This is a genomic window from Crateriforma spongiae (genome assembly GCF_012290005.1).
GTDB lineage: Bacteria > Planctomycetota > Planctomycetia > Pirellulales > Pirellulaceae > Crateriforma > Crateriforma spongiae.
Map to the genome: position 1 here is coordinate 39,549 of NZ_JAAXMS010000005.1, position 26,128 is coordinate 65,676.

Sequence of the window (26,128 nt, forward strand, 5' to 3'; positions counted from 1 at the left end):
GGGACGCACTGCGGGTTGCGAATTGACCTGGATTTCGTCACGTTCGCCGCAATGTCCAACGTCCTGGACCCCGATTGTCTGTCGCACGTGACCGCTCTGTCAATCATTTCCGTGGTTCTTCGGGATAGAATGCGGGGCATCCGGACGATCCGGCCCCCCTAACCGCTCAAAATCACCTCACACAGGAATCGCAGCCGTGACGTCTGTTCGTTTTGTATTGTTTGACACCGGTCATCGGAATCGTCCCAGCCTGTGCGCCCGCCCCGCCGTTTGGATCACCGGCGTGATGGCCGCGTTGGCGATGCTGGCCGGTGGCCCTGCCAGGGCATGGGAACCATCGGAAACGGTGTTCGAAGAGGATTTCGAAGACGGCACCGATCGTTGGGAGATCTTGGATCCCGGCACCTGGAAACTGTCGGAAACCGATAGCAACCACGCCTTGGAAATCACGGCTCGCAAAAGCGAATACGAACCACCGCATCGCAGCCCGCTGCATGTCGCATTGGTGAAAGATTTGGAACTGGCCGATTTCGAAATCACGTTCCGCGTCCGCAGCACGCTAGACACCGGGAATCATCGCGATTGCTGCGTCTTTTTTAATTACCAAGACAACAAACATTTTTACTACGTCCACTTGGGGGCCAAGCCGGATCCGCATAGCGGACAAATCATGATCGTCAACGATGCGGATCGCTTGGCACTGACCGAAAACGAAAAGACCGTTCCCTGGGACGACGACTGGCATACGGTCAAGCTGGTCCGTGACACGACCAAGGGTTCGATCGACGTCTACTTCGACGACATGCAATCGCCGCACTTGTCAGTCGTCGACAAGACGTTTGGAAAGGGACGCATCGGCATCGGATCGTTCGATGATTTGAACGAGTTTGACCAGATTGTGATCCGCAAATAGCGGCATGATCGGCTTCCACCCGGCCCGGAAGGCCACGATGAAGCCGTGGAGGCTGTGTCGGCCGCAGCAGAAGAACCGTAACGACCGGGACGATCGGATCGGTCGGCAAACCCGGACGTTGGCCCACGCTGAGAGCGTCTTTTACGTTCGCGAATTGGCAGGTGGCGGCGATCGGTGATCTAAACTGCGATCTTTCACCGCAACGTCATTTGGTTGTTCCGGCACTGCAGCCGGGCAGCCAATCGGGGCCGGCGTTGGGACGACACCGCTTGCCAACTATCGAACCGACGGAAGTCTTGTTTTGTCGCTATTGCTTTTTCTGGTCGTCATCATTTCGCTTGGATGCGGAACGCTGCCGCCGATTCATGTTTCGGCCTGGCAACCGTTTGCCGCAACCGCGGCTTTAGTCGGCGGCTGGGGACTGCTTTGTCATGTCGGCGTGCGACTGATCGCCCGTCAGGCCATCGCCGGCGACCTGGATCGCTGGCAGGCAGTCACTTGGATGGAACGTCAATTGGCGATGTTTCGTTGGTTGACGCTTCCGGCAATTGTTCTGTGTCTGGGCGGATTCGGCCTGGGGCGGATCTTGGACGATGTGGCGGTAACCGAACAGTCGATGGCGGTGCGCGCGGTCGTGTTGTTGTTGCCGGGATTGCTGATGATTGCGGCCACGTATTCAGCGGAAAACTATTACGGTGCGCTTCTTGGGTATGACCAAACCGGATGGCGCGGCCACGTGCGGTATGTCGGCCAACTGACGCGGACGGGGCTGGCGTGGCTGGTCTTGCCGGTCGTGGTCTTGATGGGGCTTTGTGATCTGGTGTCCTGGGTTTCGGCAGATCCCGCGGTCAACCAGTGGCTGATGCCGCTGGCGGTGGTGTTGGTCGTGGTGACCGCTTTGCCACTGTTCATTCGTCGTGGTCTGAAAACCGAACCGATGGACCCGACCCGCCGAGAATGGGTCACCCAAATTTTGCGTGCGGTGCATTTGCAACGGTTGGCCGTCCGTCGATGGGACACCGGCGGCACTGCGTTCAATGCGATGGTTGCGGGGATGTTTGATCCGTTGCGGACGATGCTGGTTAGCGACCGTTTGTTGGATCGTTTACCCGATGACCAGATTGCCATGGTCGTGCTGCATGAAGCGGCGCACGTTCGGCGACGCCACGTCCCGTTGCGGATGCTGTCGGTCTTGCCGGCCTGGGCGGCCGGAATGCTGGTCACCCGCATCGCGGGACAATCCGATTACGCCGTCACCTTGGGCACCGCGGCGGGCATTCTGTTCACGGTTTTGATTCTGCGAATCGTTTCGTACCGGACCGAACGCGACGCCGATCGGTATGCGTGTCGCTTGGCCGCTCAGATTGGCGGCCAGGTTCCTGGCGTACCGAGTACGATCGAACAAGCGGGGGCGTCTTTATCGGCCGCGCTGACTCGAATCACGGCCGATCATCCGTCGACGCGTCGCGCCACGTGGCTTCATCCCGGATTGGATGAACGGTTGGATTCTTTGCGAATCCACACCAGCCCGAAGCATAAAACGGCCACGGCCGGGACCATGGCGAATCCCGCGATGCCGTGAATCCACATCAATTCGTGCATCGCCTCGGTTCCAAACAGCGGCAACATGCATGCAAAGACGGTGGCGATCGTCACCCAGCCGGTGATCAGCACCAGCCAAAACCCGAATCGTTGACGCCGGTTGCTGGTGGTCGGATGGACCATCTTGCTGAAGCCAACGACGGCCAGCAGAGGCAATCCGAAGACCAATGCCCCGCTGGCGGCCATGTGGGCCATCAACATGGAACCGCCCAAGTGATCCGATGACAGGGAAGGCAACGAAGTGATGGTCAGCAAAATGACCACCGCCGCAACGGCAAACGCGATGATGGTGACCAGTCGTGACTGCATGACTTGGCGGGCTTGAAACTGGGGCGGCGTGTTCAAGGTAGTCTTCTACGTCCTTGCGTCGGCAAGCGGTTGGGGGTAGGCGGGACGTCGGTGCCGCCGACACATTGGGATTCGTCGGCAAGCGGCCGGAAATGGGGACCGCGTCTAGGCGAAATGACGTCGGTACAGTCTAATACTTCGTCACACCGACCGGCACCCGTCCGTTGCCCCCCGCGACATTGCCACCGTCGATCGACACCTTCAAGGCGGTCGATTGGACGCCCGGCATGCCACGGTTTCGACGCCCGGTCGGCTTAGAAAGACGGATTTTTGACCAAGCAATTTCGCGATTTTTCCCCAACACTATTTCGCAGATGACCGACGAAGCTGAAAACGATTTCACGCCCCCGGGTGCCGATGATTTTGTCGTTTCCGAAGACAGTCTGGACGAACACGGTTTCGCCTCCGTCTGGAACATCGTCTCGTCGACCGTTGGCGACGATCTGTATCGGACGCGCGAAGTCGCCGGACGTCTGATGGGATTTCTGTGCAAACACGAATGTGACTTCGTCGTCACCAGTTCGGCCAACGCGGAATACCTGGATCAGAAATTCGAGCAGGACAAAAAACTGCTGCACGACTGGAAGGCCGAAAGCGAGATGGTCGACATCATCGCTCAGCATGCCGAAGTGCACTTCAAAACCATGAAGCTGTTCTTGGCCAACCGCCGGTACAAGCCGGACGCGAACTACAGCCCCACGCGGGCGAATCGCAAGAAGTGGTTCGAGGAAACCTGGAACGTCGGCTGATTCCGCTTCGGCGGAATTGAATTTGGCTGAATCGACGTCGAAGAGCCGTTGATCGCAGCATCTCGGCCACGCCGAAGGCGTCGTCGTCGTCCAAAGCCGTCGGTGACGATTTGTTTTCGGGCGCGTGCAAACGCGTCGCGGGATCGACCGCCGTGTTGATCGATGGCTGTTTCATTTGGAGCGTTGATCATCCTGGTCGATGATCGGCGACCCTTGTCCGAGCGTATCGTGTCCCAGTGCAACGGATTTGCGCTGCGCCGACGCGGGTCAGACCTGTGCGAATCGCAACGGAGTAACGATGGCGCGAAACGAACAATTGATCCGTCAGCACAAACTGTTGCAGCTGATGGAAATTTCGCGATTCGGCCGCACGCTGGACGAATTACGCGACGATTTGGTCGCCGATCTTGGTTTGACCAAGCTGCATTCGCGCACCGTTCGACGTGATCTGGAAGCACTGCAGGCGGCGGGATTTGCCATTCAAAGCGAAGTGGTGGATCGGGGCCGCGTCTACAAGATCGGCCAGTTCAACCAGAACGCCGTACACGAAGTCGGCGTGTCGGCGACCGAAATGATCGCGTTGGCCATCGGCCGCGAACTGCTGCACCCGCTGATCGGCACCCAGTATTGGCGTGGCATCGAAACGTTTTGGAACAAGTTGCAAGAGACCGTTCCCGACGGCGTTTATGACCACTACCAGCGGTATCGCAAGACGCTGCACGTATTCGGTTCGCCAGCCAAAAGTTACGAGGAACACGCCGGAACTCTGAAGACGATCAACCGCGCGATTGTCGAACACCGTGTCGTGGAAATCGAATACGCATCGGTCGGCAATCCCGTGCGACAGCGTCGTCTGGAACCTTATGGTTTGGCGGTTTATCAGGGCAGCATTTACGTCGTCGCAGTCGAATCGGGGATTCCCAATCCGGACAACCAAACGACCGGCCAACGGCTGAGAAATTGGAAACTCGATCGCTTTCAAAGCGCCGTCGCGCTCAGCGAATACTTCACGCCCGACGAATCGGTCGACATCTCCAAGCATCTCAGCAAAAGCATCGGTATCTTCTCCGGTGAAAACCCGACCAGCGTGAAGATCCGCTTGGGCAAACGGGCCGCTGCGTGGGTGCGTGAAGACCCTTGGCACCCCGAACAGCGGCTGGAACCTCGTGCCGACGGTGCGGCATTGCTGACCGTCCCCGCGTCGCACCCGCGGGAAGTCTTGCCGAAGGTGTTGTCGCTGGGGTTGGATGCCGAAGTATTGGGGCCGGCCGAATTTCGCGAAGCGGTCGCCGTTGCGGTCAAAGAGATGCACCGGCTGTATCAAGACGACGGGGAATCAGGCGACGATTCCGCGGGGACTTAGGCAAACTGGGGGCCTGGACGTCTGTGGACGCGGTAGATCGTCGCGTTCGTCGTTGCAATGGTCGATCGGACCGAAATGGGCGGTCGATCACGACGCCGTGGAACCAAATCGCGGGCTCGACCGGCGGAACGGACCTGGGGTTTCGCCTAGCGAACCCACTCGATTTTTCCTGACGCGTCGGGCGTCATCGGTTGGAATCCGTCTTCGGTCGGATCGTTGGCGTACATGTACGTGTAGGCGTATCCGAGCGAACCGCCCTGGTCGTCATAGGCTTCGACGATCACGCGGTGGTACAGGTCGGGCGACCCTGGTTGTTCCGCACCTTCGACCTTGTCCAAGGCGTGAATGACCTTGTCGATATCGTCGTCTTGGAACGTCCAAAGCTGGCCCACAACGGTATTTTCGCCTTGTCCGAGTGCCGGATAGTCTTCGCGGTCAAACAAGTTGGCGCGGATCGACGCATCCTGGATCGATTCAGGCTGAAGCGGCCAGCAGCTTTCGCGGCATTGCCCCTTCTTCAAGGTTCCATAAACAAAAACGGCATTCGGAGATTCTGGGATAGACATTGCAATCGGACAGCTGTGCAAGAAAGAATCGTTCGCGCATCATGACGGGTCATGATTCGGTGGCCGGGTCGAAAAATCCTGACCGGCGGCCTCCGTTGAATCCTATGTCGCCCATCGTATCAATTTCGAACCAAAACGTATGTCGCTGGAACCTGATTTCGTCGCCGCCCTGGATTCGCACGGGATCGAGCTGGATCCTGCGCAGGCGAAACAGCTGCAGGACTACGCCCAACTGGTGTGGCAATGGAATGAGAAACTGAATCTGACGCGACACACCACATGGGACCTGTTCGTCGGGCGTGATCTGAGGGACTGTTTGCAATTGGCACCGTTGCTGGAGGCCGATGAAGAGGTCTTGGACGTCGGCAGCGGTAACGGTGTGCCGGGGATTCCGATCGCAATTTTGCGGCCTGATCTGCAGATGTCATTGGCCGAATCGGTGGGCAAGCGGGCGAAGGTGTTGGACGACATCGTGTCCGATTTGAACCTGCCGGTGACGGTTTACGGTGCCCGCGGCGAACATCTTTTGGAAGATTTTCGATTCACCACGATCATCGCCCGCGCGGTCGGCAGCTTGACCAAGTTTTGCCGATGGATCGAGCCGCATTGGACCAACGTTGATCGGCTTTTGCTGATCAAAGGCCCCAAATGGGTGGACGAACGGGGCGAAGCCCGACATCACGGGCTGATGAAAGGTCTGGAATTGCGACGCGTCGTTTCGTATCCATTGGCCGCCGACGGGCCAGACGAAGGCGTCATCTTGCAACTCAACCGCGCCGGCCGGTTCGGTTGACGGTCGATAGCGACCTATGATGTCGCACCATTCGATCTATACTCGCGGCATCCCACGATCGACGTGGCCCTCGGGGCACCGTATTGACCAGAGATTCATGCCGGCCGGATGACAGTCCGGGTGGTTCTGGTTTCCCTCTTTGTCACTTATCGCCAGTTTTCCTCATCGGACCAGACGGGTTGATGACCGATTATCGACTGACGCACCTGAAGCAATTAGAAGCGGAAAGTATTCATATTTTTCGCGAAGTCGTCGCCGAGTTTTCCAAGCCGGTGATGCTGTATTCGATCGGCAAAGACAGCGCGGTGCTGCTGCATCTGGCCATGAAGGCATTCCATCCCGGAAAGTTGCCGTTTCCTTTGCTGCACGTCGACACGACGTACAAGTTCAAGGACATGATCGACTTTCGCGAAAACTACGTTCGCAAAGAATTGGGATTGGACGTCCTGGTGCATACCAACCAGGAAGGTTTGAAGCTGAACATCCCGCCGTGGGAAGACAGCGAACGTCACACCGAGATCATGAAGACCGACGCGCTGAAGGCGGCGCTGGACAAGTACCAGTTCGATGCCGCATTCGGTGGTGCACGGCGTGACGAAGAAAAAAGTCGCGCGAAAGAACGCGTCTTCAGCTTCCGCGACAAGTCGCACCGTTGGGATCCGAAGAACCAACGTCCCGAATTGTGGAACCTGTACAACGGACGCGTCAACAAAGGCGAATCGATCCGCGTGTTCCCGATGAGCAATTGGACGGAGTTGGATGTTTGGCAATACATCCACTTGGAAAACATCCCCATCGTGCCGCTGTATTTGTCGGCACCACGACCCGTCGTCAACCGTGACGGGCTGTTGTTGATGCGTGACGACGATCGTATGCCGCTGCTGCCCGGTGAAAAGGAAGAAGTCAAAATGGTGCGGTTCCGCACCCTGGGTTGTTACCCGTTGTCCGGCGCGGTCGAAAGCGAAGCGACCACGTTGCCCGAAGTCATCCAAGAAATGTTGCTGGCAACGACCAGCGAACGCCAAGGCCGAATCATCGACCAGGACGAAGGCGGTGCGGGCATGGAAGAAAAGAAACGTCGGGGATATTTCTAGCCCATCGACGTTGGCCCACGCCGCACCCAAACGTCGCGGCGATGCGGGCCGTTTTCAATCGCACGGATCGGACGATCCCGTGTTTCCAAATGCTTTTTCGCTGACCGCTTTTCGCACACTGTCCTCAAAATCCTTTCACATCCATGTCCCATAAATCTGATCTGATCGCGACCGACATTGATGCTTACCTGAAGCAGCACGAACAGAAACAGTTGCTGCGGTTCATCACGTGTGGCAGTGTGGATGACGGCAAAAGCACGCTGATCGGGCGGCTGTTGTACGACAGCAAGATGATTTACGAGGATCAGCTGGCCCAAATCGAAGCAGACAGCAAGATCGTCGGGACGACCGGCGGCAGTTTCGACCCGGCGTTGTTGACCGATGGTTTGAAAGCCGAACGCGAACAGGGCATCACGATCGATGTCGCTTATCGCTATTTCAGCACGGCGAAGCGGAAATTCATCATCGCCGATACGCCCGGGCACGAACAATACACGCGAAACATGGCCACCGGTGGCAGCACCGCGGACTTGGCCGTGATTCTGATCGATGCCCGGCACGGCGTGCTGACGCAAACCAAACGACACAGCTTTATCGTGTCGTTATTGGGGATCCGGCACGTGGTCATTGCGGTCAACAAGATGGACTTGATTGACCACAGCGAAGAAAAATTCAACAAGATCTGCGACGACTATCGCGGGTTCGCAACCAAGTTGGATCTTCCCGATCTGCATTTCATTCCCATCAGCGCGCTGAACGGCGACAACCTGGTCGACCCCAGCGAAAACATGCCGTGGTATCGCGGCAGCACGTTGATGAACTTCTTGGAAACGGTCTACATCGGCAGCGACCGAAACCTGCAGGATTTCCGCTTCCCCGTCCAATACGTCAATCGACCCAATCTGGACTTTCGTGGGTTCTGTGGAACGATCGCCTCGGGAACGATCCGGGTGGGCGAAGAAGTGGTGTCGCTGCCCAGCAAACAGACCAGCACCGTCAAAAGCATCGTGACCTACGACGGTGATCTGGACGAAGCGTTTGCACCGCTGTCGGTCACGCTGACGCTGAACGACGAAATCGATGCCAGTCGCGGCGACATGATCGTCCGCACCGGCAATCTGCCCAAAACCAGCGACCGCTTTGATGCAATGCTGGTTTGGATGAACGAAAAAGCGATGAAGCCCGGTCAGACGTATTTATTCAAACATACGACGCAGACCATTCCGGGGACGGTGGATTCGCTGAAGTACCAAGTCGACGTCAACACGTTGCACCGGAACCCGGCGCCGACACTGAACTTGAACGAAATCGGCCGCGTCGCCATTTCGCTCAGCGCACCGATTCACTTCGATGCCTACGCGCGTAACCGTGGCACCGGCGCGTTCATCATCGTCGACCGAATCAGCAATGCGACCATTGCTGCGGGGATGATCCTGGATCGTGATTCCGCCGGTGATCAACGCAGCGTTTGGGAGGATGAAGAATCCGCACGCGGCGAAGGCCAAGACGAACTGTCCGTGGTGTCGCCCGACGAACGGCAGGCACGCTACGGCCAGAAACCGGCCACCGTGTTGCTGACCGGCTTGACCGGCAGCGGCAAGACCGCGATCGCCAAAGCCGTGGAACGAAAACTGTTTGATGCGGGACGTGCGGTCACGGTCATCGATGGCGAACACGTGCGTCGCGGCTTAAGTTTGGATCTCGGGTTCACCGCCGAAGACCGCAGCGAAAATCTTCGCCGCAGTGCTCACCTGGCCCACGCCATCAACGATGCCGGTCTGATTTGCATCGCGTCGTTTGTGGCCCCCAGTGAAGACGTTCGCCAAAAGGTTGCCGGCTTGATTGGCGCCGATCGTTTCTTGGTCGTTCACGTCGACACACCGGTGGAAGTTTGCCGGGAACGCGACACCAAGGGCCAGTACGCTCAAGCCGATGCCGGTGAACTAAAGAACTTCCCTGGTGTCACCGCGACCTACGAAGAACCGCAGTCGCCCGCGTTGAAGCTGGACACCAGCAAGCAAACGGTCGAACAGTGTGCCGACCAAGTCATCGGTTTGTTGGTCGATCAAGGCGTCATCAAGGGCTAGACGTCCACCGGACCTGGCTTTGGCAACGCGGCGAAAGGCATGTCGGAATCGACAATCGCGACGAACCCACAGGCCGCTGGCGGGCGAGTCGCATGGCGGGCGGGATGAAGCAAAATTTGCTTCGGCGCGATGCTGCGGGATAAACTGGGGCTTCGGTTTAACTGCCCGCCGAATGCCCCACCTCCAACGCCTCACGTTTCATGCCTTTGCCCGCCCTTGTCGGCGCCGCGACGCGATTGCGAATCGTCGGGCTGGTCGCCGTACCGTTGTTGATCAGCGGTTTTGACGGTGATCCGCTTTTCGCATCCGATTCCAGTGTCGACTTTGCGACCGACATCCGGCCGTTGTTGTCGGAACACTGTTTTCAATGCCATGGACCCGATCCGGAATCCCGCCAAGCCGATTTGCGTTTGGACATCGGCGATGACGCCGCATGGGTTTTGGACACCGATGCGCCGGATGACAGTGAACTGATCGCTCGCGTGACCAGTGATGATCCAGATCTGTTGATGCCGCCGCCGGAATCCGGCCGACGTCTGGACCCGAAGGAAGTGGATCGGTTGCGGCGTTGGATGGCCGACGGAGCCTCGTTCGAAAGCCACTGGGCATTCACCGCTCCGGTGCAACACCCTGTTCCCAATGTCCATGATCTTGGTTGGGTCAAAAATCCGATCGACCATTTTGTGTTGTCCAAGATCGAATCCGCCGGAAGGAAACCTTCGCCCGTTGCGGATCCGGCGACGTTGCTGCGTCGGTTGTCGTTGGACTTGATCGGGTTGCCCCCGACCCCGGAACAGATTGCCGAATTCACGTCACAGTACGAAAATTCGGGTAGCGCCGATGCGGTCTATCATCGCTGGGTGGATCGCTTGTTGGATTCACCCGCGTATGGCGAACGTTGGAGTCGGGTTTGGTTGGACGCCGCACGGTATGCCGATTCGGACGGGTACGAGAAAGACAAGCCACGACAAGTCTGGTTCTATCGTGATTGGGTGGTCGATTCGCTGAACCAAGACCGCCCCTACGACGACTTCATCATTCGTCAAATCGCCGGCGACCTGCTGCCCGGTGCGACACAGGCGGATCATGTGGCAACCGGGTTCTTGCGAAACTCGATGGTCAACGAAGAAGGCGGCGCGGACCCCGAACAGTTTCGCATGGAAGCGATGTTCGACCGGATGGACGCAATCGGGAAATCCGTCTTGGGTTTAACGATCCAGTGTGCCCAGTGCCACAGCCATAAATACGACCCGATCAGCCATGAAGAGTATTACGGCTTGATGGCGTTCATCAACAACACTGACGATGCCTTTCACGTCGTTTACACACCGGATGAGATCCAACAGCGACGAAGGGTGGTTCGGCAAGTCGACGATATGTATGCGGAAATCCGCAGGGTGACGCCGACATGGCAACGCGACCACCGGTCTTGGCAGAGACAACTGAAAAAGGAACGCCAACCCGTATGGGTAACCCCGACGTTGGAGTTCCTTGATTCGACGATCGGCGGACAGAAATTTTTGCCCCAGGACGATGGATCTTATCTTTGCCAAGGATACGCACCGACGAACTTCAAGCCCAAGATGACCGCTCGATATGACGGCACGCGGTTGTCCGGGATCCGGATCCAAATGCTGACCGATCCGAATTTGCCGCGGGGCGGACCCGGACGCAGCGTCGAAGGAACCTGGGGGCTGAGTGAATTGACTGCGGAGGTCGCTTTTTCGGGTTCACCTGACAAAGTCATTCCCGTCAAGTTCGCCGAGGCTTGGGCGGATCGCCCGACGCCGGAAGCGGATCTGAAGCCGCGGTATGACAACCGCAAAGACACCAAACGCATCATTGGTTCGGTTGATTTTGCAATCGATGGCGATCTGACCACCGCATGGTCCAACGACCTCGGGTTTCCGCTGGCCAATCGCTCGCAATCCGCGTGGTTTCGTTTGGCCGAACCGATTGAAGTGCCCGAGGGTCAGCACGCGATCATTCACGTTTACCTAGCCCAGCGGCACGGCGGCTGGAACAGTGACGATAACCAAACGTTCAACGTCGGCCGATTCAAGCTTTCGTTCACCGGAGACAGCGTTCCATCGCGGTCACCGCTTTCGCCCGATGTCCAGTCGATTTTGGATCTTCCACCGAAGCAGCGAAGCGACCAACAGAACGATCGATTGTTCCGTTCCTGGGTGCGACGACAAACAGATTTGGAATCTTGGCAGCAGGAGATCGATGCTGCGTGGACACAGCATCCGGCCGGCACCACACAATTAACATTATCCGAAAGACCGGGCCAGCGTTTAACGTCGCTGTTGGATCGTGGTGACTTCCTTAGCCCGGTGGCTCCGGTGCAGCCACATGTTCCTTCGTTCCTGCATGCGATGCAGCCGTCCGATGAACCGCCACGGTTGCAGTTCGCCCGGTGGTTGGTGGACCGTGATAGCCCGACGACTCCGCGTTCGATCGTCAATCGGATTTGGCAGGCCTACTTTGGCGTCGGACTGGTGGAAACCAGCGACGACTTGGGGTCGCAGAGTTCACCGCCGTCGCATCCAAAATTGTTGGATTGGTTGGCGGTGGATTTGATGGACAACGGATGGAGCTTAAAACATCTGCATCGCCGGATCGTGACGTCCGCAACGTATCGCCAATCGTCGGTGGCCGCCGATGACATGTTGGCCGAAGACCCGTACAACCGCTTGCTGGCTCGAGGTGCACGCTTTCGCGCGCCGGCCGAAACAGTTCGTGACATCACGTTGGCGGCCGCGGGATTGCTTGATCGTCGTGTCGGCGGCCCCAGTGTCACGCCACCGGCACCCGAGTTCCTATTTTTGCCGCCGGTCAGTTACGGGCCCAAAGTTTGGGACGATGCGGTCGGCGGTGATCGATACCGCCGTGGTTTGTACACGTTCCGCTTCCGCAGCGTCCCCTACCCGATGCTGGAAGCCTTTGATGCGGTGCCCGGAAACACGTCGTGCGTTCGCCGCAGTCGATCCAACACTCCGCTGCAAGCGTTGACCTCGTTGAACGAACCGATGGCGTTTGAGTGTGCGGCGGCAATGGCGGCGGACGTTTTGCTACGTCGCGATGACGACCCATCGGCGATGGATTTGGCTTTCCTGCGATGTACCGGACGCCGACCCGAACCGACCGAGCGAAATGTATTGTTGTCCTTCTTGAATCGTCAACGCGAACGCATCAATGACGGGCAAGTCGATACGGCCCCCTTGCTTGCCGCGATCCCAAAAGCTTTTTCGGCCATTCCGGTCGAAGATTCTGACTTGGCGGCCTGGGTTTTGACGTGTCGCGTGATGTTGAACTTGGACGAGACGATTTCACGGCAATAAGTCGACTGAACAGTTCACCCGGCAATCGTTGCTGTGGTGATCCAACCAAACATGGTGGTGCTTTTAATGCATAACGACCAATTGATATCGGCCAGGGCGACCAGTCGTCGCTGGTTCTTGAAGGAATGCGGCGTGGGGCTTGGGGCAATCGCGGCCCAAAGCCTGATGCAAAGCGATGCCAGTGCGGCATCCGGTCCGTTGGCCGTTAAACCGCCGCATTTTCCGGGCAAGATCAAGAACGTGATCTTTTTGTTCATGGCTGGCGCACCCAGCCATTTGGAATTGTTCGATTACAAACCACAGCTGGCAAAGTTTGATGGAACCTTGCCGCCGGCCGGATTGCTGGACGGTTACCGCGCCGCGTTCATCAATCCAAACTCGAAACTGTTGGGACCGAAATTCAAATTCGCCAAGCACGGACAGTGCGGTGCGGAGATTTCGGAACTGTTGCCGCATACGGCCAAGGTGGCCGACGACCTGACGATTATCAAATCGATGGTCACCGACGCTTTTAATCATGCGCCGGCACAGATCTTGATGAATACCGGGTCGCAGTTGTTCGGCAAGCCCAGTTTGGGGGCTTGGACTTTGTACGGTCTGGGAAGCGAAGCGGAAGACTTGCCCGGTTTTGTTGTCTTCAGCAGCGGTCGAAAAGGCCCCAGCGGCGGGAACAGCAATTGGGGCAGCGGCTTTTTACCGACAGTGTACAACGGCGTGCAGTTGCGAAATGTCGGCGATCCAGTGCTGTACTTGTCCAATCCCGCTGGCATCGATCGGCAGACGCAGCGACAAACGTTGGATGCGATCGGGGCATTGAATCAGCAACATTTGGAACGCGTGAACGATCCCGAAATTGCTACCCGAATCAATTCCTACGAAATGGCGTTTCGGATGCAGGCCAGTGCACCGGAGCTGATGGATTTATCCAGCGAGACCCAGGAGACGTTGGATTTGTACGGAGTGGAACCAGAAAAATCGTCCTTCGCCAAAAACTGTTTGCTGGCACGGCGATTGGTGCAGCGGGGAACGCGTTTCGTCCAGCTATTTCACGAAGCTTGGGACCAGCACGGCGACCTGGTCAACGGCTTGAAACGGAATTGTGGCGACACCGATCAAGCGTGCGCGGCGTTGATCACGGATTTGAAGCGTCGCGGGATGTTGGATGAAACGCTGGTCATCTGGGGCGGGGAATTTGGACGCACGCCGATGGTTCAAGGTGGCGGCGACAATGGGCGTGACCACCACCCCAATGCGTTCACGATGTGGATGGCCGGTGGTGGACTGAAACCTGGTTTGACGATCGGGCAAAGCGACGAATTTGGGTTCAACGTGGTCGAAGACCGGGTTCATGTCCGCGATTTTCACGCCACGATTTTGCATCTGCTGGGATTTGACCACGCGAGGCTAAGTGTGAAATTCCAAGGATTGGACCAACGCTTGACGGGGGTCGAACCGGCACACGTGGTCCAAAAGATCCTTGCTTGATTCAACGATGTTCTTTTGCGTCGACATGGCGGTCGCCTAAGCCAAACACAGTCCGGCACCACACGTCGTCAGCCCCGGAGTCGGAGCGTATGTGGCCGGGGCTGGATCGTATTCGGCAATCGGCAAAGGCATCAAAACTTGTTCGGCCGGAGCCAAACGCACGTCTTCACAGCGGTCCAGGTAGAACTGTCGTGGTTCTTCGCGGCACAGGCACATCGCCAGAACTCGGTCGCGACCGACGAATCGAATCGGGCTGATGGTTCGGTGCGTGCGTCGGCCCTTGCTGTCGACGTAGTCCATTTCGATGACGTAGTGATCGCTGTCTTGCATGGCGCGGCGAAATTCGTTTTTCATCAGTATTCCCCCCGGAACGTTGATTCTGTTTTTGGTGGATGGGGCGGGCGATCACCTTGGCGTTGGCGATTTGCCCACCGGACACAGGTATCATCGCAGGGGCCGTGACAAGTCTGGTCACGAGGTCGAAAACTTTGTGTTTTGCCGCCTATTTACGTGGGAAATCGCTGAATGCGATGGTTGTTGCTGTCCAAGACATGGACGCGACGCCTGGAATCGACCACCAGCCCCCACGGGTGGTGGAACTGTCCATCCTCAAATCCTGGCCCGCCCAAAATCCCCAGCGAAGTCCCGTCGGTGGCGAACCGCTGGATTCGTTGGTTGCCGTATTCGCAGATCATCAGATCGACGCGGCCGGATGATGGTTCGCCTGCCATCAGGGCAATGTCGTAGGGGTAATACAGTTGGCCCGCTTGTGGACCCTGGACGCCCCAACAGTGCACCAAGCCGGGCGGATCGGCGGACACGTCAAAGGCCTGCATTCGATGGTTGCCCGCATCGGTCACCCACAGCAACCCATCGGTAACGATCATGCTTTGGGGACGAATGAATTGTCCCGGTTGATCGCCGGTACCACCCCACTGGGCCATGAAGCGACCGTCGGGATCGAATTTTTGGATTCGATCGCTGTCACCATACTCACCGATGTAAAAGCAGCCATCGTCGTCACAAACCGCTTCGGTGACGAAGGCGAATTCGCCGGGACCGTAGCCCGCGGTCCCCCCGATGCAACGCGAATCGATCAGCGTACCGTCCAGTTCATAGGCCAGCATGCGATAATAATGTGTGTCGGCGACCAGCAAGACTTCACGATCGATGTGCTCGTCGGCGGCACGGACTTGAAGCCCCGTCGGGCGGCCGTTGGCGGTTTCGGGGGTCGACCAGAAGGTTTGAAAGTTTCCGTCAGCGTCAAAGACTTGGATCCGTCCGGTCGTGTCGCAGATGTACAGTCGGTCTGCCGAGTCGATGGCAATCGTGCGTGGCTTGACGAATCGACCGTCCGACCAGCCACGTCGCCCCCAGACCAAATCGGGTTCACCTCGGGCGGCGGTCGACACGCAACCGGGAAGCGACAACAGACCGCCGGCCGCGATGGCTGTGGACAGCAGCCGGCGTCGGTCAAAAATTTGGGCGTTCCGTTGGCGGGAATGTTTCATATCGACACGCGAAGCCGTCGTCGGTTGGTCGGCAAGTTTCACGCAGCCTAGCATCCCGGGCCGGGGGTTGCCCGATCGTTGCCCGCGATGCGGACAACGTCTATCGTGGATTTCGGATGCGAGAGATTGACCGCGGAAACTTGAAACGCGGTCGACTCATTCTGCGCCAGGAAGCGCACGCGAGGGTCCCCGGTTCGACCGGGCCTAATCAGCGATCCCGACGGTTGTCGCAAAGCACCATCGCGTTGCTTTGCCCCATCGGATCGACCCCATCAACCGTTACCAAGCGACCACCGCGGGGACGTTGATGCCGGTCACAACGAATTCGCTGAATTTTTATCGCGACGGTTTTTTGACCGGGCATGTTTTGTGACCTACGTTTCCTTGGCCTCGTTCTGTGAGCGTCCGGACGTGGCCCGACGACAGCATTCCGCCAACGGTTCGTTTGCGGTGTCGTCACCACTTCCCTCCCGAACGACGCTCGCGATCGGATGTTGACTGGTATGGAATCAAATTCGGGTATCGAACGCTTTTTGACTCGCTGGCAACGCGGCCGGCTGTTGGTGTTGGCCGCCACGGGATTCGTGGCTTTGGCGACACTCGGCGGACCGATTGCCACCGTGGTTGCGGACGATCCCGCGGCGGTTGCCTCCGCTGATTCAGCGGACGATGAACAGCAAGTCCTGACCAAGGGCTATGAACTGGAACGGCAACGCATGTGGGCCGATGCGGTTCAGCATTATGAATCCGCGCTGCGTCAATTACCCGACAGTCGCGTGGTGTATCAGCGATTGCTGATCAGCCGTCTGCGTTACGACGTTCATCGTCGATACACCGATCACAGTTTCTTGGCCAGTGTTCGTGACCTTAGCACGGCGCAGGCATTGGATCTGTATTCCGAAACGCTGGCGAACCTGCAAACCCACTACGTCGAAACGGTGGACTGGTCACGCGTATTGCTGCACGGCACCGCGGCGCTGGAGGTGGCATTGGATGAAGAACGATTCATCAACAGCAATCTTCCGGGCGTCGATCGTGAAGCCATCGAACAGTTTCGTTTGAATGTGCACCGTGAACTTCGCGGTCGCAGCACCCAAACACGTTTCGACTTGCGTGCCGCCGTGTCGTTTGTTGCCAACTTGGCGCATGAACGGATCGGATTGTCGGGAACGGCAACGTCGCTGGAATTTCTGTCGGGTGCCATTTCGACGTTGGATCCCTACACACGATTGTTGTCGGGATCACAGCTGGATGAAATGTTTTCCAACATCGAAGGCAACTTTGTCGGCTTGGGCGTTGAACTGAAACCGGCCGATGATCACTTGCAAATTGTCTCGGTCATTCCGGGTGGACCGGCCGATGAAGCCGGCGTGTTGGCTGGGGAACGGATCGTTCGCGTTGCCGATGCGGAAACGAATGTGGTCGATCCCGATTTCGCCGCCGACCTGCTGCGTGGCCCCGAAAACTCCGTCGTATCGATCAGTGTGACCGACACCGCGGGCCGTCGGCGTGATCTGCAAATCACCCGTCGCCGTGTGGATGTGCCTTGCGTGGAAAACGTTCACTTGGTCGACGTGACCAACCGAGTCGGCTATTTCCGGCTGACCAATTTTCAAAAGACGACCCGACGCGAAGTCGAACAAGCGGTGATCGCGCTTCAGGGCCAAGGCATGCGTTCGCTGATCATGGATCTGCGGGGTAATCCGGGCGGTTTGTTGACCGCGGCCGTCGAAGTCGCTGACCGTTTCCTCAGCGACGGTGCGATCGTGACCACGCGTGGTCGCAATGCAAAGGAAAATTTCGATTACCGGGCACACCGCAGCGGCACTTGGAATTTTCCGCTGGTCGTCCTGATCGATGGCAATAGTGCCAGTGCCAGTGAGATTTTCGCCGGTGCCATGTCCGACCGAGGTCGTGCCGTGGTGGTCGGATCAACCAGCTATGGCAAAGGCAGCGTCCAGGGCGTGTTCCGGATGCGTTCGGCGAAGTTTGGACTTTGCTTGACGACCGCCAAGTTTTATTCGCCCAGCGGTCGTGCGATCAGCCAAAACGGCGTCCGACCGCACGCCGAAGTCAGCGACCGACACATCACCGGACGTCCGGACGACCAGGGGCACATCATCGGTGACGATGAAGACGCAGTGCTGCAACACGGCATCGCACAACTGGCCGGCCACGGCGGCAACTTGGTCAGCAGCCGTCCGTCACGCTAATGCAATGAGCCAAAACACGATGAACGCCGACTATGGCATCATCGTGTCGATTTGACCGGCGTCAAATGATGCCGCCGTGGGTACGGATCGGCGTCAGGTGGCTGGGCGAATCCAGGAACCAGAAACGTTCCCACTCTTCCATCATCGAACGCAGGTCTTCCGACGTGTACAGCAGTTGCTGGACGCGGCGTTCGGGACGAGCGGAGTAAATCGGCACAAAGCATCCGACGGTCGTCGACAGACAGGCGGTCAACAGGGCCAGCTGAAAAAGGCGTCGCATCGACGTTCCTCCATGAACGTTAGGGCTTACTGTGGATCGGAAAGGTCATCCCAGCGACCGGTCGGTCGCCCCGCCGATGCGTTCGGTGCCGCATCGGGGTGGACGTTTGGTTCGGGGCGGTTGTCGTCACCGGCGGTGGCTTCGGCGGCTTTCTGAGCGGCACACTGGTCCAATTCTCGGACGCGTGCTTCCATGAATTTGCCGGGCTTGAAGGTCACCACGTGTTTGCTGGGAACGTCAACCTGTTGGCCGGTCCTGGGATTGCGCGCCTTGCGGGCCGCCCGCGGTTTGACTTCGAACACGCCGAAGTTCCGCAGTTCAATCCTTTGATCCCGAACCAGACAGTCGACGATCGCATCGAACGTTTTCTGGACGATTTCCTTGGTCTGTTGTTGAGTCAGCCCAACCTCTTCGGAGATCGTTCGCACGATGTCTTTTTTGGTCACGCTGGACTCCTCCCGCCGTGCCCTTCCGATGGGCCGCGATCGTTGTAAACCCTTGACTGCGAATAACTTAACAAGGTTCGCAGTCTAGGCGGCTCGTTTCCGAGCGTCAAGATCGCCCCCGGTCGGACTTGCGCCGGCAGGATGCTTACGAACTAGTCTATCGACCGGAATAATCGGAAATCTTGAAACAATCGTGCGAAACAGTTCCACCGGCGAGGTGGAAAAGAATCGCTCAGACGCGTTTGGCGTTTTTGGCCGTTTCTATCTGGTCCAACGAGTACAGCTGGCCGGTCCCCGCGCCGGGACATTCGGCACAGGTTTCCCGCCAGTCGTCTGGCGAAACCAAATTGCTGGACCAGAACGGCCACGTCCGGCACTGAATCGGTCGGCTTTGGTAAACCATGCAGCGACGCGTTTTGGGATCTAGCAATATGCAATCGCCGTCGGCATATTCTTTCAGGCTGCGACGACGTCCGACGCGGCGAACGAATTGTTCTTCGAAGGCGTCGACATCCAGATCCATCGCGCCGGCCATGCCACGAATTTCGTCATGATTGACGAAGACGAACCCGGGATCACCGCTGCAACAGTACCCGCATTGCGTGCAGGTGAATCGCAGGCCATCGGCGTACCAGGGGGCGGGCGAATCGGAATTGCTGCGATCGGATTCGGGCATATCGGATCAGGATTCACGGTTGCACGGGTGTCCGGGCAATCCCGGCCGACAATCGTTCACCCTAACGCTTTTGTGGGAAAATCGCTGCGCCCCGGTGCTGTGGCAAATTGCTGCAGCGCCGCACAAAGCTGGCGGTCCGGTATCGATCGAAGGCAGTGATCGAGTCAAGCGATCGTTCGGCGAACGGTTTTGAAAAGCGGCGGCGCGAATCAGTATCCGGCAGCGGGGCTTCGCCACTGCAGACCATCGGCGCTCGGGGCGGTCGATGGCGGCATCGCCGATGGTCCGGTCGCCGGTGCCCCGGTACCGTTCCAGTTGCCAGATGCCGGCTGATTCATCGGCACGCCATTGTTCATCGGGGCTGCACCGCTCATCGGTGCAGCGGCCGCTGTGCCGATCGGATTCAGTTGTGGCTGTGCGGCCATGGGTTGCAACGTCATCGCGGGCATCGCGTCGGATCCGATCGGTGCGTAACCGTTGGGACTTTGGTGCGACACGGGGACGACGCCCGACGCCGTGTTCACCGTGCTGGGGCGATAGCCGGGCGGCGGTGGGGCGTGAGTCAGATCGATCGCCGGCATCGCGCCGGCGCCAAGCACCGGCGGCGTTAAGTCGACGGCGGCACTGGCGACACTGTTGGCACCGCCGGCGGCCGGTGGCGTCGCGACGCCCGACCCGATCGGTTGTCCTCCGGTGGCGGCAAATCCCGACGGCGCGGCGCCGTAGGTGGATCCCACCGTGGGTGCCCCGCCCATGTAATTGTTGGGAACGCCGCCCGCCGAACCGGTCGCGGGCGGGCTGACGCGTGTGCCCTGCCCTGTGAACGGCACCAGGCTGGGCGCCGGGATGCTGCCATTGGGTGTGGTCAGCGGCTGCAAGGCACCGGTCGTCGTGGTCGTGGTTTGCCGACAACCCGCGATAAAGCTTGGCAAGAAAAATGCGGCGACCAGGCACACCAGGCATTGCACCGGAGTCACGGTGCGGCAGCGGATGAAAGATCGCGTGTTCGATCGAACTGACATGACGGCAACCATCACGGGCATTTCGGAAGACTTTCGGTCGGTTCAGACTTGAAAACGACCGGGTGTCGGCCGTTGCCATGACCGGCTTTAACAAAAACCCGAAAAACGTCGAAACCCCAGTCGCGATTTGGATTCACCTGCACCGCCAGCGCCCTGCCGGGACGCTTTTTCATTCGGCTGATCTCGTCGGTTCGGCCCGTCGGATGGAGGCGTGTCGGATCGGCGACGATTCGTCTTGAGCCGAAACCGCAATTTTTCTAGGGTTCCGACGTGCCCGCCACCGCTGGACGGCATCGGATGTTGAATGTTTCCGGCTTTTGCCGTGAAAACCTGGGTCGTTCGTTCCGAAGTGGACTCGACCAAGGTGCCGGCGATGCGTGTGGCAAATCAACGCGGAATATCGAAGGGTGATTGGATGCCCTTGGACAGATCCACGCCGAGTAGACGGTTCAAAGGAGTGACCGGAATGCCATTGGAATTTGCCGTACTTCGTCCCTGGATGGTGACACTGGTCCGACGATTGGGGCTGTCCGTTGTTGCCGCGATGGTTTTCATCGCCGCTTGGGACAGGCCGGTCGTGGCGCAACAGGCGTCGACCGCAGCAGCGACTGCACCTGCGACCGCCGGTGGAAAGAGTCGTGTGGTGGCGACCGTCAACGCCGACCCCATCACCGAGAAGGTCTTGGCCGACGAAACGATGCGACGCTACGGCAGCGACATCGTCGACGCTATGGTCAATCGTTATCTGATTCTGCAAGCATGTCAGCAACGTGGCATCGAAATCACCAAGCAAGAAGTCAGTGACGAAATCGCTCGACAGGCTGCCAAGTTCCGCTTGGACATGGGCGGGCTGTTGCAGTTGTTGCAAGAAGAACGCAATGTCAGTGCCGCTGAATACAGCAACGATGTCGTCTGGCCCATGCTGGCGCTGCGACGGTTGGTGGCCGACAAGATCGAAGTCACCGAAGAAGAATTCAACAAACAGTATCTGGCTCGCTACGGCGAAGCGGTCAAGTGCCGGATGATCGTGACAAAGGATCGCCAGAAAGCCGAACAAGTGCTGGCTCAAGCCAAAGCCGATCCGGCGAAGTTTGCCGAACTGGCCAAGAGTTTCAGCGAAGACGAAATCAGCGCCAGCGTCGGTGGTTTGATTCCGCCGATTCGCCGCTACACCGGACAGCCGGATTTCGAAACCGCCGTGTTTGATCTTCAGGACGGCGGAGTCACTGATATTCTGCAGGTCGGCAACGAATGGATGATCCTGCAAGCGGTTCGGCGCATTCCCGCCGCCACCCCGGCACCCCAAGCCATCCCCGCGATTCGCGAACAAATCGTTGACGAAATCCGCGACGAAAAAATTCGCGTCGCCGCGGCCGGTTTGTTCGAACAACTGCAAAGCGAAGCCAACGTCAAGAAAGTCTTCGGCGATCCCGCGGCGGAAAAACAGCATCCCGGTGTTGCCGCCTTGGTCAACAACCAACCGCTGACGATTGCACAGGTTGCCGAAGAAGCGGTCCGTCGCCACGGCGAAGAAGTTCTGCAAGGCGAAATCAATCGTCGGCTTTTGACGCAAGCTCTTCGCAGCAATGGCGTCACTGTTGCCGCCGCCGACCTGACCGCCGAAACCGAACGTGCCGCGATCGCGTTCGGGTTCACCAAGCCCGACGGTTCGGCCGATATCAAAAGCTGGCTGCAATCGGTGGTTAGCGATGGCGACACGACCGAAGACATTTACGTTCGCGATGCCGTTTGGCCCAGCGTGGCCCTGCGTAAGCTGGTCGAATCGGAGGTCCAATTGACCGACGAAGAACTGAAACGCGGATTCGATTCCGCTTACGGACCTAAGGTGGAAGTCCTGGCGATCGTCTTGGGCGATCAGCGAACGGCGCAAAAGGTTTGGCAGATGGCTCGTGACAACCCGACGCCGCAGTTCTTTGGCGAATTGGCCCAACAATACAGCATCGAACCGTCGTCGGCGTCCAACGCCGGGCTGGTGCCGCCGATCCGCAAGCACGGTGGTCAACCGGCGATCGAAAAGGAAGCCTTTTCGTTGAAGCCGGGGCAACTGAGCGGAATTGTGGCCACCGGTGACAAGTACATCATCATGCGTTGCCAGGGTTTCACCAAACCGGTTGTCAGCGATTTCGAGGCGGTCCGCGAAGAACTGGTTCGCGACCTGTCGGAAAAGAAATTGACCCAGGCGATGGCGTCGAAGTTTGACGAGCTGAAGGAAAACGCCAGCATCGAAAACTTCTTTGCGGTCGCTAAAAAGGCCGCGGCGACCACCCGTCGCTGATCGTCCGAAAGCTAGATCTTTCAGCGCTGTTGACGGCTGCCCCGAGCCAAACCGTCAGCAGCGGAACCGAACGATCCCCAGCCGACCCGATTGTGGGGTCGGCTTTTTTTTTGGCCCGAAAATTGGCCACCGGGCGCGGCCGGACGCTTCCCTGAAACCGGATCAGGTGTCTAAGTTGACATCGATTGCCCGTCGTGAATTTCTTGTTCCAGCGGCCCAGCCATGTCCAATACGTTCAATCCAGACACACCCAATATCGACGCACCGGCGATCGAACCGCCGACTACCGATCCGCCGCCACACCCGTTCGAGGTCAGCTTTGCTTCGCGAGTGCATCGGTTGCCGCCCTACATGTTTGGGCGAATCAACAATTCGCTGTATCAAAAACGACGTGCCGGCGACGACGTCATCGATCTGGGCATGGGCAACCCCTCCGATCCGCCCGATCCGGTCGTGATCCAAAAGCTGGCCGATGCCGCCGCCGATCCGGGCAACCACGGATACAGCAAGTCCAATGGGATTGCCAACCTGCGTCGCGAGGTGGCCGGAAAATACCATCGCAAGTACGGCGTTCGGCTGGATCCGGAACACGAGGTGATCGCCTGCCTGGGTTCCAAGGAAGGGTTTTCGCACATGTGCCTGGCGCTGATGGGCCCCGGGGACACCGCGATCATTCCGTCGCCCTATTTTCCGGTGCACATGTACGGCGTCATCTTGGCGTCGGGCAATGTCGTGGCGCTGGACGTCGCCGATAGCGAGAAATTTCTAAGCAACGTTGCTTACACCTGCGAAAACATGACGCCGGTGCCCAAGGTGCTGATCGTCAATTATCCGCACAATCCATCCAGCGCGGTCATTGAGCCGGAATTCTTCGTCGAAGTCGTCCGCTTGGCCAAAAAGTACGGCTTGATGGTCATCCACGATTTTGCCTACGCCGACGTCGCCTTTGATGGATACCAGCCACCCAGCTTCCTGAGCGCACCGGGTGCGAAGGATGTTGGCGTCGAATTCACGACGATGAGCAAGGGCTACAACATGGCCGGTTGGCGAGTCGGCTTTTGCGCGGGCAACGCGGAAATGATCCGCGGTCTGGGCACGATCAAAGGTTACTACGATTACGGCATGTTCCAGGCGATCCAAATCGCGGCCATCGTTGCGCTGCGGGCCACCGAGGCGACGGTGGAAAATCAATCGCTGATCTATCAGGGCCGGCGCGATGCCTTGGTCAGCGGGCTGCGGCGTTTGGGATGGAACGTCACGCCACCCAAGGCCGGCATGTTCGTCTGGGCGGAAGTCCCCGAACCCTGGAAGTCGTCGATGTCGACGATGGACTTTGCGATGAAGTTGTTGGAAGAAGGCAACGTCGCGGTCAGCCCCGGCAGCGGATTCGGCACGGCCGGCGAAGGCTATCTGAGGATGTCGTTGGTGGAAAACGAACAGCGTTTGCGTCAGGCCGTCCGCCAGATCGGCAAATGCTTGTCTCAAAGCAAAACGCCCGCTTGCACCTGAGTTTCACTCTTTCGGGATGCCGGCGTCAGGTCGGCCGATGGCCTAGGTTGCTGATTCTTCATCACTTTGCATGGGGCGGGTTTCTTCGCCGCCTTGTGTCGGTTCAGGGCCGGCTTGACCGCTGGTCGGCGTTGCGGCCGGACTGGACTTGGGCAAATTCGTGTTGTCCAAGCCTTCGGCGGAATAGTTGTCCACTTCGTGCACGGCCAAGTCGTCGCTGTAGTGGTCGGTGCGGACCACATAGACTTCGCCAAAGTCGTCCTGTTCGACCGCCGCGCCGTGGTGGCGGGTCAATTCCAGCGTGGCCAAGAACCATCCGATCAACGCCGATTTGTGTTCTCCGCCGGTGACCAAGTCGATCAGCGGGATTCGCGGATGGTCACGTAATTGGGTGTGAATTTGTTGCATGTACACGTGAATCGGCGTGTCGTCATAGATCACCTCCGTTGGCGGCGGGCCGGCCGATTCCCGCATGATGCGACCAAACGCGCTGACCAAATCCCAGATTTCCAGATCGACGATCGGCTGGTCGCCCGGGTCGACGCGACGGCTGGGCAGGTCGTCGGACATCCGCTCGAACCTTTCCTGCCACCGTTGGCTCATTTCATCCAGGACGGCGGCCGCGTCGCGGATTTCCTTGTACTGCAGCAACCGTTCGATCAGTTCGTCTTGCGGGTCCTCCAGGGTTTCGTCTTCGGTTTCCTCGACGATTTTTGGCAGCACCGCATGGCTTTTCATTTCCACCAAGGTCGACGCGAGGTCCAGAAAATCCCCGACGTCGCCCAGGTCCAGGGCTTTCAGGATGTCCAGATATTCCAGGTACTGTTGGACGATTTTCGCCAGCGAGATCTGTGTCAGGGCCACCTCCTGGCGGCGGACCAAGTACAGCAGCAGGTCGATCGGACCACGATAGGCGGGCAAGTCGATGCGAAAATTCATGTCGATGTCGTGTCCGTTCGGTTGCGGCCGGGCGGTTTCCCGCTCCGTTGTCGGCCCACCCTGTGATCGGCCCGGCGGATTCCCGCCCTTGTGACTCCTGCGACCCAAAATTATCATGCCCGGCTTGGTTTTGGCACGTCCATTCCAGGCGAATCCGACTCTGGGCCGGGCAGCGACGTTTCGGCGGTCTTTGCGACGCCGGTCGACTCGACGCCTTCACACAATATCGCCTTCATTTCCAATCATCGCCCAACCATGTCTAACCCTCCGCACCGTCACGTTTTATCGGCTCTGGTCCAGAACGTCCCCGGCGTGCTGGCTCACATCAGCGGCATGCTGGCCTCGCGTGGCTACAACATCGATTCGCTGGCCGTCGGCGAAACCGAAGACCGACGATTGTCACGCATGACATTTGTCGTGGTCGGCGACGATCGCGTGGTCGAACAGGTACGGAAACAGCTAGAAAAGATCGTCACGGTCGTCCGCGTCCAAGACATCAGCAGCCGCGATTTCGTCGAACGCGATCTGTTGCTGGTCAAAGTCAAAGCGCCCGCCGGCCCGAAACGCAGCGAAGTCCGCGAATTGGTGGACATCTTCCGCGGTGCGATCGTCGATGTCGGTCCGGAAGAAGTGATGATCGAAATCAGCGGTCGGGAAAACAAGGTCCAAGCGTTTATCGAACGCATGCGTCCCTACGGAATCGTCGAACTGGTCCGCACCGGTCGCGTCGCCATGGTCCGCGGTGCCAGCGGACCGGCCATCACCGAAGAACCGCCGACGTCCGACGTCGGTACGATTCGTCGCTTCACGACCGCCTGAATACCTCCGCAAATACAACGTTTGATTCGGCGGCCACGGTCGCCGATCTGCCTTCCGTGCGATCGCTATCTTT

General features: G+C 58.5%; 22 protein-coding genes. 13 read left to right on the forward strand and 9 right to left on the reverse strand.

All coding sequences use genetic code 11. The annotated features are described in order from the left end of the window. Positions 1-301: 301 nt before the first annotated feature. Together HFP54_RS14275 and HFP54_RS14280 are read left to right on the forward strand one after the other, a co-directional pair. Positions 302-913: a hypothetical protein gene (locus HFP54_RS14275; protein ID WP_168565954.1), complete on the forward strand. Its 612-nt coding sequence runs from the start codon at positions 302-304 to the stop codon at positions 911-913. Between the two features lie 301 nt (positions 914-1,214). Continuing rightward, on the forward strand, positions 1,215-2,495 hold the full coding sequence (locus HFP54_RS14280) for a M48 family metalloprotease (RefSeq protein ID WP_168565668.1): 1,281 nt from the start codon (positions 1,215-1,217) through the stop codon (positions 2,493-2,495). On the opposite strand, the gene HFP54_RS14285 is transcribed toward HFP54_RS14280, so the two are convergent. After that, on the reverse strand, positions 2,393-2,860 hold the full coding sequence (locus tag HFP54_RS14285) for a hypothetical protein (RefSeq protein ID WP_146413028.1): 468 nt from the start codon (positions 2,858-2,860) through the stop codon (positions 2,393-2,395). The genes HFP54_RS14280 and HFP54_RS14285 overlap by 103 nt on opposite strands. Positions 2,861-3,177: 317 nt before the next feature. Between HFP54_RS14285 and HFP54_RS14290 the strand changes: the two genes are divergently transcribed. Both HFP54_RS14290 and HFP54_RS14295 read left to right on the forward strand, forming a co-directional pair. Further along, the gene (locus tag HFP54_RS14290; RefSeq protein WP_146413029.1) at positions 3,178-3,612 is read left to right on the forward strand and encodes a hypothetical protein; all 435 of its coding nucleotides are present in this window, start codon (positions 3,178-3,180) and stop codon (positions 3,610-3,612) included. Positions 3,613-3,910: 298 nt separating this feature from the next. Continuing rightward, positions 3,911-4,975, forward strand: coding sequence for a helix-turn-helix transcriptional regulator (locus HFP54_RS14295; protein WP_168565669.1), 1,065 nt, complete (start codon positions 3,911-3,913; stop codon positions 4,973-4,975). A 146-nt stretch (positions 4,976-5,121) separates the two neighbouring features. Here HFP54_RS14295 and HFP54_RS14300 read toward each other — a convergent pair whose 3' ends face one another. Next, positions 5,122-5,541: a gamma-glutamylcyclotransferase family protein gene (locus HFP54_RS14300; RefSeq protein ID WP_146413031.1), complete on the reverse strand. Its 420-nt coding sequence runs from the start codon at positions 5,539-5,541 to the stop codon at positions 5,122-5,124. A 139-nt stretch (positions 5,542-5,680) separates the two neighbouring features. Between HFP54_RS14300 and rsmG the strand changes: the two genes are divergently transcribed. The 5 genes from rsmG (at position 5,681) to HFP54_RS14325 (ending at position 14,344) form a co-directional block, all read left to right on the forward strand. After that, complete coding sequence (gene rsmG, locus HFP54_RS14305; RefSeq protein ID WP_146413032.1) at positions 5,681-6,334, forward strand: 16S rRNA (guanine(527)-N(7))-methyltransferase RsmG; 654 nt, start codon at positions 5,681-5,683, stop codon at positions 6,332-6,334. 182 nt (positions 6,335-6,516) lie between these two features. Further along, a complete protein-coding gene (cysD, locus tag HFP54_RS14310) occupies positions 6,517-7,428 on the forward strand; it encodes a sulfate adenylyltransferase subunit CysD (protein ID WP_146413033.1) in 912 nt (303 codons plus the stop codon). Between the two features lie 143 nt (positions 7,429-7,571). Further along, on the forward strand, positions 7,572-9,515 hold the full coding sequence (gene cysN / locus HFP54_RS14315; protein ID WP_168565670.1) for a sulfate adenylyltransferase subunit CysN: 1,944 nt from the start codon (positions 7,572-7,574) through the stop codon (positions 9,513-9,515). Between the two features lie 200 nt (positions 9,516-9,715). After that, positions 9,716-12,859, forward strand: coding sequence for a PSD1 and planctomycete cytochrome C domain-containing protein (locus tag HFP54_RS14320; RefSeq protein ID WP_168565671.1), 3,144 nt, complete (start codon positions 9,716-9,718; stop codon positions 12,857-12,859). A 66-nt stretch (positions 12,860-12,925) separates the two neighbouring features. Next, positions 12,926-14,344: a DUF1501 domain-containing protein gene (locus HFP54_RS14325; RefSeq protein ID WP_146414304.1), complete on the forward strand. Its 1,419-nt coding sequence runs from the start codon at positions 12,926-12,928 to the stop codon at positions 14,342-14,344. 36 nt (positions 14,345-14,380) lie between these two features. Here HFP54_RS14325 and HFP54_RS14330 read toward each other — a convergent pair whose 3' ends face one another. Both HFP54_RS14330 and HFP54_RS26200 read right to left on the reverse strand, forming a co-directional pair. Continuing rightward, positions 14,381-14,698 (reverse strand): WYL domain-containing protein, encoded by a 318-nt coding sequence (locus tag HFP54_RS14330; RefSeq protein ID WP_206036230.1) that lies wholly within the window; start codon positions 14,696-14,698, stop codon positions 14,381-14,383. A gap of 152 nt (positions 14,699-14,850) precedes the next feature. Beyond that, positions 14,851-15,897 (reverse strand): NHL repeat-containing protein, encoded by a 1,047-nt coding sequence (locus HFP54_RS26200; protein ID WP_315853895.1) that lies wholly within the window; start codon positions 15,895-15,897, stop codon positions 14,851-14,853. A gap of 461 nt (positions 15,898-16,358) precedes the next feature. On the opposite strand from HFP54_RS26200, the gene HFP54_RS14340 reads away from it, so the two are divergent. Then, complete coding sequence (locus HFP54_RS14340) at positions 16,359-18,068, forward strand: S41 family peptidase (RefSeq protein ID WP_206036231.1); 1,710 nt, start codon at positions 16,359-16,361, stop codon at positions 18,066-18,068. Positions 18,069-18,129: 61 nt separating this feature from the next. On the opposite strand, the gene HFP54_RS14345 is transcribed toward HFP54_RS14340, so the two are convergent. From HFP54_RS14345 to HFP54_RS14360, 4 genes are all read right to left on the reverse strand, one after another. Further along, positions 18,130-18,348, reverse strand: a complete 219-nt coding sequence (locus HFP54_RS14345) for a hypothetical protein (RefSeq protein ID WP_145299666.1) — start codon at positions 18,346-18,348, stop codon at positions 18,130-18,132. Between the two features lie 26 nt (positions 18,349-18,374). After that, on the reverse strand, positions 18,375-18,794 hold the full coding sequence (locus HFP54_RS14350; RefSeq protein ID WP_146413037.1) for an HU family DNA-binding protein: 420 nt from the start codon (positions 18,792-18,794) through the stop codon (positions 18,375-18,377). A gap of 232 nt (positions 18,795-19,026) precedes the next feature. After that, positions 19,027-19,470: a YkgJ family cysteine cluster protein gene (locus HFP54_RS14355; RefSeq protein ID WP_168565673.1), complete on the reverse strand. Its 444-nt coding sequence runs from the start codon at positions 19,468-19,470 to the stop codon at positions 19,027-19,029. Positions 19,471-19,679: 209 nt separating this feature from the next. Beyond that, the gene (locus HFP54_RS14360) at positions 19,680-20,492 is read right to left on the reverse strand and encodes a hypothetical protein (protein WP_168565674.1); all 813 of its coding nucleotides are present in this window, start codon (positions 20,490-20,492) and stop codon (positions 19,680-19,682) included. Positions 20,493-20,958: 466 nt separating this feature from the next. On the opposite strand from HFP54_RS14360, the gene HFP54_RS14365 reads away from it, so the two are divergent. Together HFP54_RS14365 and HFP54_RS14370 are read left to right on the forward strand one after the other, a co-directional pair. Then, on the forward strand, positions 20,959-22,788 hold the full coding sequence (locus HFP54_RS14365; protein ID WP_197136665.1) for a peptidylprolyl isomerase: 1,830 nt from the start codon (positions 20,959-20,961) through the stop codon (positions 22,786-22,788). 222 nt (positions 22,789-23,010) lie between these two features. Further along, positions 23,011-24,297 (forward strand): aminotransferase class I/II-fold pyridoxal phosphate-dependent enzyme, encoded by a 1,287-nt coding sequence (locus HFP54_RS14370; protein WP_145299654.1) that lies wholly within the window; start codon positions 23,011-23,013, stop codon positions 24,295-24,297. A gap of 42 nt (positions 24,298-24,339) precedes the next feature. Here HFP54_RS14370 and HFP54_RS14375 read toward each other — a convergent pair whose 3' ends face one another. Then, complete coding sequence (locus HFP54_RS14375) at positions 24,340-25,236, reverse strand: segregation and condensation protein A (protein WP_146413040.1); 897 nt, start codon at positions 25,234-25,236, stop codon at positions 24,340-24,342. A gap of 255 nt (positions 25,237-25,491) precedes the next feature. On the opposite strand from HFP54_RS14375, the gene ilvN reads away from it, so the two are divergent. Then, entirely contained in the window at positions 25,492-26,055 is a 564-nt protein-coding gene (gene ilvN, locus HFP54_RS14380; protein ID WP_145299648.1) for an acetolactate synthase small subunit, read from the forward strand. Positions 26,056-26,128: the final 73 nt, after the last annotated feature.

Excerpts from the sequence above, each read along its gene's own strand:
- HFP54_RS14275 (WP_168565954.1), top strand. The coding sequence starts at position 302 with ATGCTGGCCGGTGGCCCTGCCAGGGCATGGGAACCATCGGAAACGGTG.
- HFP54_RS14290 (WP_146413029.1), top strand. The coding sequence starts at position 3,178 with ATGACCGACGAAGCTGAAAACGATTTCACGCCCCCGGGTGCCGATGAT.
- HFP54_RS14295 (WP_168565669.1), top strand. The coding sequence starts at position 3,911 with ATGGCGCGAAACGAACAATTGATCCGTCAGCACAAACTGTTGCAGCTG.
- HFP54_RS14300 (WP_146413031.1), bottom strand. The coding sequence starts at position 5,541 with ATGTCTATCCCAGAATCTCCGAATGCCGTTTTTGTTTATGGAACCTTG.
- rsmG (WP_146413032.1), top strand. The coding sequence starts at position 5,681 with ATGTCGCTGGAACCTGATTTCGTCGCCGCCCTGGATTCGCACGGGATC.
- cysD (WP_146413033.1), top strand. The coding sequence starts at position 6,517 with ATGACCGATTATCGACTGACGCACCTGAAGCAATTAGAAGCGGAAAGT.
- cysN (WP_168565670.1), top strand. The coding sequence starts at position 7,572 with ATGTCCCATAAATCTGATCTGATCGCGACCGACATTGATGCTTACCTG.
- HFP54_RS14320 (WP_168565671.1), top strand. The coding sequence starts at position 9,716 with ATGCCTTTGCCCGCCCTTGTCGGCGCCGCGACGCGATTGCGAATCGTC.
- HFP54_RS14325 (WP_146414304.1), top strand. The coding sequence starts at position 12,926 with ATGCATAACGACCAATTGATATCGGCCAGGGCGACCAGTCGTCGCTGG.
- HFP54_RS14330 (WP_206036230.1), bottom strand. The coding sequence starts at position 14,698 with ATGAAAAACGAATTTCGCCGCGCCATGCAAGACAGCGATCACTACGTC.
- HFP54_RS14340 (WP_206036231.1), top strand. The coding sequence starts at position 16,359 with ATGGAATCAAATTCGGGTATCGAACGCTTTTTGACTCGCTGGCAACGC.
- HFP54_RS14345 (WP_145299666.1), bottom strand. The coding sequence starts at position 18,348 with ATGCGACGCCTTTTTCAGCTGGCCCTGTTGACCGCCTGTCTGTCGACG.
- HFP54_RS14355 (WP_168565673.1), bottom strand. The coding sequence starts at position 19,470 with ATGCCCGAATCCGATCGCAGCAATTCCGATTCGCCCGCCCCCTGGTAC.
- HFP54_RS14360 (WP_168565674.1), bottom strand. The coding sequence starts at position 20,492 with ATGTCAGTTCGATCGAACACGCGATCTTTCATCCGCTGCCGCACCGTG.
- HFP54_RS14365 (WP_197136665.1), top strand. The coding sequence starts at position 20,959 with ATGCCATTGGAATTTGCCGTACTTCGTCCCTGGATGGTGACACTGGTC.
- HFP54_RS14370 (WP_145299654.1), top strand. The coding sequence starts at position 23,011 with ATGTCCAATACGTTCAATCCAGACACACCCAATATCGACGCACCGGCG.
- HFP54_RS14375 (WP_146413040.1), bottom strand. The coding sequence starts at position 25,236 with ATGAATTTTCGCATCGACTTGCCCGCCTATCGTGGTCCGATCGACCTG.
- ilvN (WP_145299648.1), top strand. The coding sequence starts at position 25,492 with ATGTCTAACCCTCCGCACCGTCACGTTTTATCGGCTCTGGTCCAGAAC.